The organism is Mesorhizobium sp. M2A.F.Ca.ET.039.01.1.1 (assembly GCF_003998035.1).
Classification (GTDB): Bacteria; Pseudomonadota; Alphaproteobacteria; order Rhizobiales; family Rhizobiaceae; genus Mesorhizobium.
In genome coordinates, this window is the sequence record NZ_RZRY01000520.1 from 1 (window position 1) to 4561 (window position 4561).

5 protein-coding genes are annotated in these 4561 nt (G+C 58.3%); all 5 read left to right on the top strand.

The genetic code is table 11. The features are described from left to right. Positions 1-232 precede the first annotated feature (232 nt). Positions 233-424 (top strand): hypothetical protein, encoded by a 192-nt coding sequence (locus EOA24_RS28275; protein ID WP_127410305.1) that lies wholly within the window; start codon positions 233-235, stop codon positions 422-424. Between the two features lie 290 nt (positions 425-714). After that, positions 715-1062 (top strand): hypothetical protein, encoded by a 348-nt coding sequence (locus EOA24_RS41885; RefSeq protein ID WP_189354280.1) that lies wholly within the window; start codon positions 715-717, stop codon positions 1060-1062. A gap of 386 nt (positions 1063-1448) precedes the next feature. Then, positions 1449-2645, top strand: coding sequence for a plasmid partitioning protein RepA (gene repA / locus EOA24_RS28280; protein WP_127410306.1), 1197 nt, complete (start codon positions 1449-1451; stop codon positions 2643-2645). Then, positions 2645-3673, top strand: coding sequence for a plasmid partitioning protein RepB (gene repB / locus EOA24_RS28285; protein ID WP_189354284.1), 1029 nt, complete (start codon positions 2645-2647; stop codon positions 3671-3673). The genes repA and repB overlap by 1 nt, the downstream gene beginning before the upstream one ends. Positions 3674-3830: 157 nt before the next feature. After that, the coding region (repC, locus tag EOA24_RS28290; protein WP_145992550.1) for a plasmid replication protein RepC at positions 3831-4561 on the top strand (731 nt) is incomplete at its 3' end.

Genomic DNA, 4561 nt, shown 5'->3' on the forward strand with positions numbered 1-4561 from the left:
CTGAGACAGCACAGGCGCTCGGCCAAGCGATCGTCGATGCGCTGATGGAGGCGTTCGACGGCCTCGCCGGCGACGAATGAACCACGGCTTGGCCGGCACGACTGGCCGCGCCAACGGAAACGACGGCTGGTATGTGCGCTCCCAAATTCATCCTGCCATCATGATTTCAGACTGCGCTGAACCCGCCTCGGCGTATCGCGAAAGGCAACAAGACCGTCCACGTCGAGCGGCTATGCGACAAGCATATCGCTCGCCCGGCGAGTTGGCCGCGCTCGACGGCAATTTCACCGCCTTCTGGAACCGGCACCGATCGGCCGTCCAAAAAATCGCCGAATGGCGCGGAACGAGCGTCATTGTCTTCGCCCCCACCGGCCGCGGCGTCGCCGACTTCGTCCAGATCTCGCTCGGCCGCGAGATCGAATAGCTGGCTCGGTCGGTCGTCGATTCCGACTGCCGTCTCTACAGCGCCGACGATCTGTTCGGCCCGGCCTGGGTGCGGCGTGAATTTGTAACCGACGCGCCCCGTGCTTGCTGGACCCGTCTACCGGCTGCGCGGCCGCCTAGCGCGCGGACCCGCATCGAAGCAGAGCAGTGACAGGCGCAACGACCTGAGCTTGAGGCCCGTGTCATCCGCGAGGTCAGGCCCGAGGGCGCTCATGATTGTCGATTTCGTGTCGCGCGAAGACCGTTTTTTTGCGGACTAGGACCGGTCGAGTGCATCTGTCGAACAATTTTTTGCCCATTTGGCTTTTGATACGCCACGAATTGGAGCATCGCGGCCGGCGCGAGGTCGGTCCTTATTCTGCGGCCGCTCAAAATGCCCCACCAGAAGCTGCTGTTGGAAGAGGGCGCTTTGGTGCACCTCCTGATGGAGGGACCGAGGCGGTCCACGCCGAGATTGGCCTGCCCTTCGCCGGGTTCTTTCTGGTGACGCATGGGCACTCCGTCGATCCGGGGGTCGGTGATGCAATCGCTGAAGGCCTGCGCCAAGGACGGGTGCGTTTGCGCGATCGAGACGCCGCCGTGTTGCTCGCCTCGGCCGACCGGCGCTATCTGATCTAAGCTTGGACCGATGCGCATCTGCCAAAGGCAGTAATCGACGAAAACTGCGCGTGCGGAGGCGTTCGATGCTGCGCTCCCATTCGACCAAGCGCGATTTTCTGGCCTAGATCCTCAGAGACGAGGATATCGCCAACACTGCGCCGGGGAGCAGATCTTTTTTATTCAACCGCCGCTCCGACGCCACGTCAGGTGGATCCTTGATGGCAAATGCGCGGTGTCACGTGAGTCGACTTCCAGCAGCCAAGTTGACTGCAGTCAACTGAGGGCGGGCGACATCTCTGTTAACCTTCCGTTAGTATTAAATCTGTTGCCGGACCGAAAGAATCAGGGCTACATGCGGTTAGTAGGCCGTATCGGCTTTAGAAACGCATGTGCGGAAAAATTCGATGAATATGATGATCCGGGAAGAGATTGCAGAAGTCGATCTGTTAATCACGCAGCAGGCCAATGACCTCTCCGCAATGCTTCACGAGCATCGGCTCGAAATGTTCCCGCCGAATGCACAGAAAACCTTGCGACCGTTCCAGTTGTCGGAGGCTGCGCAATATCTCAATGTGACGAGCGGTTATCTCAAGAATTTGTCTCTCGAAGGCAAGGGGCCGCTGCCGATGGTAACGCCGTCCGGCCGCCGTTCATACACGGCCGTGCAGCTACTGGAGATGCGCCAGTATTTGGATAGAAACAGCCGGGCGGCCGCGAAGTACGTTCCGCACCGTCGAAACACGGAACACCTGCAGATAATTGCAGTCGTCAATTTCAAGGGGGGCTCCGCAAAAACCACGACGGCAGCCCACCTGGCGCAGCATCTCGCACTAACTGGGCACCGAGTTCTAGCCATCGACCTTGATCCGCAGGCCTCGTTATCCGCCCTGCACGGCTTTCAGCCGGAGGTCGATCACAACGAATCCCTCTACGAAGCCCTACGCTATGACGACGAAAGAAAGCCGCTGTCGGCGCTAGTTCAGAAGACAAACTTCCCCGATCTCGACATCGTGCCGGCAAATCTTGAGCTGCAGGAATTCGAATACGATACCCCCCTCGCCCTCGCTCAAAAGGACGGCTCCATGGGCCGCATCTTTTTCGGACGTCTCGATGAGGCCTTGGCTGACGTTGCAGACCAGTACGATGTAGTCATCATCGATTGCCCACCTCAGCTTGGCTATTTGACACTGACCGCGCTCTCTTCATCAACCGGCATCCTGATCACCGTGCATCCACAGATGCTTGATGTGATGTCAATGTGCCAGTTCTTGTTGATGATGGGTGAGGTAATGGGCACCCTGAAGAGGGCAGGAGCCAACATGCGGCTCGACTGGCTTCGTTACCTTGTTACCCGCTACGAGCCTACTGACGGCCCCCAGAGCCAAATGGTCGCCTTCATGCGATCGCTGTTCAAGCAGCATGTCCTCGTCAACGAGATGCTGAAAAGTACCGCGATCTCGGATGCAGGGATAACCAAGCAGACGCTCTACGAGGTCGAACGCTCCCAATTCACACGGTCAACGTACGACCGCGCAATAGAATCGGTGCATCGCGTCAACTCCGAGATCACAGAGTTGATCCACAAGGCATGGGGGCGCTGATGTCCAGAAAGAACCTCCTGACCTCATTCACGGAGCGAAAGTTGACCGCAGTCAACTCAGATCCGGTGAGTGATCTGCCCCCAGCAGTGGAGCGAAACCGCAGCCGTGGTGCTTTCGGGGCCATAACGAGGTCGATAGATGAGCTCGCCGAGAAGGCTCAGGCGGCAAAGGAGATTGAATCCCGGCTCCTTGAAGGCGCTACAGTCATCGAACTCGATCCTAATATGATCGACATCTCGTTCGTTTCAGATCGCATAGGTGATGATAAGGAGACCTTTGAGGAGCTGGTAGAAGCCATCCGGCAGAGAGGGCAGGATAGCCCAATCCTAGTGCGTCCACATCCCGGCGTGATCGGCCGTTACATGACTGTATTCGGCCACCGACGCGCGCGGGCGGCTAAAATGCTCGGGAGACCGGTGAAGGCGGTCGTCAAGGAACTGGACGATAGGGACCATGTGATCGCCCAAGGGCAGGAAAACAGCGCCCGAGCTGATCTCTCATTCATTGAGAAGGCCGTTTTTGCTGGCAACCTCGAGCGCAAAGGCTACGACCGCGAAATCATCATGGCAGCGTTATCGGTCGACAAAACCGTTGTCTCGAAGATGATTTCTGTCACTAAGGACATTCCGCCTGAAATCATCACCGCCATCGGCGCCGCCAAAAACAGCGGCCGAGACCGTTGGTACGATCTTGCCAAAAAACTCAGGGAGGGGGGAGTTGCCGTCAAGGAGCTGATGGCCTCCGACGATTTCAAAGCAGCCACAAGCGACGAGCGATTGGAAATGCTGGCCCAACATTTGGCGGGAAAACCCCCAGGCAAGATTCCTGCACCCACTCGGAGAGAGCCGATCAAATCTTGGGCGCCGACGGATAGATCAGTTAGCGTTACCCTGAAGAAGTCCGCGAAAAAGGCCATCGTCACCCTTGAGGCCGCGGACGGGTCGCGTTTCGCTGAGTTCATCACCGGACAACTGGATGACCTCTATTTGGCGTTCCGGATGTCTACCAAGGAAGCAACGGGAGACTGAAACCGCAAAAGAAAAAGGCCCCCGAACGTCACCGTCGCGGAAGCCCTTCTCATCCTTAAGCAAGCTGAGAATCACATTTTCGCGAATCACTGTCAAGAGTCTTTGGCGTCGTTTTGGCGAGCAGATTTCTTTTGCCTAATTGAAGGCGAAGGAAGAAATGGAGACGGGTATTGCAACGACGCCCTTCGGGCGGCGGCCGATGTCGCTTGCCATGCTGGCGGCGCAAAACGAGTCACGTGAGATCCCCAAGGGCAGGGTCGTCGACAAGTGGCAGATCTACCGAAACCTCTGCGAGGGCAAGAGCATCGTCGGCATCGGCGATCGTGCTCTGGCCGTCCTGAATGCGTTGCTATCTTTCTATCCTGACAGTGAGCTGAGTGAGGAGAACGGTCTCATCGTCTTTCCCTCGAACGCACAGCTGTCGCTCAGGGCGCACGGTATGCCCGATGCCACACTCAGGCGGCACCTGGCGGCCCTTGTGGACTGCGGGCTGATCATCCGGCGGGATAGCCCGAACGGCAAGCGTTACGCGCGGAAGGGCAGGGGAGGGGGGATCGAGGAAGCCTTTGGCTTTTCCCTGGTGCCGCTGCTGGCCCGGGCTTATGAGTTCGAGGCGGCGGCCGAGCGTGTTCGCGCCGACAACAGGGCGCTCAGGCTTATGCGCGAGCGGATTACCTTGCACCGGCGTGACATCCACAAGCTCATCGAGGCGGCCTCTGACGAAGATGTCCCGGGCGATTGGGGAGGCCTTTGGAAACGTTTCCGCCAGGTTGTCGAGGCAATTCCGCGCCGAACCTGCATTGCCGAGCTCGAGCCTATCGCTGCCAAGCTGGCCTCCTTGCGTGATGATGTGGATAAGCTGCTGGAAACTCATATGAAATCCACGAA

Coding starts and splice junctions, on each gene's coding strand:
- repB (WP_189354284.1), top strand. CDS start 2,645: ATGTCCAGAAAGAACCTCCTGACCTCATTCACGGAGCGAAAGTTGACC.
- repA (WP_127410306.1), top strand. CDS start 1,449: ATGAATATGATGATCCGGGAAGAGATTGCAGAAGTCGATCTGTTAATC.
- EOA24_RS28275 (WP_127410305.1), top strand. CDS start 233: ATGCGACAAGCATATCGCTCGCCCGGCGAGTTGGCCGCGCTCGACGGC.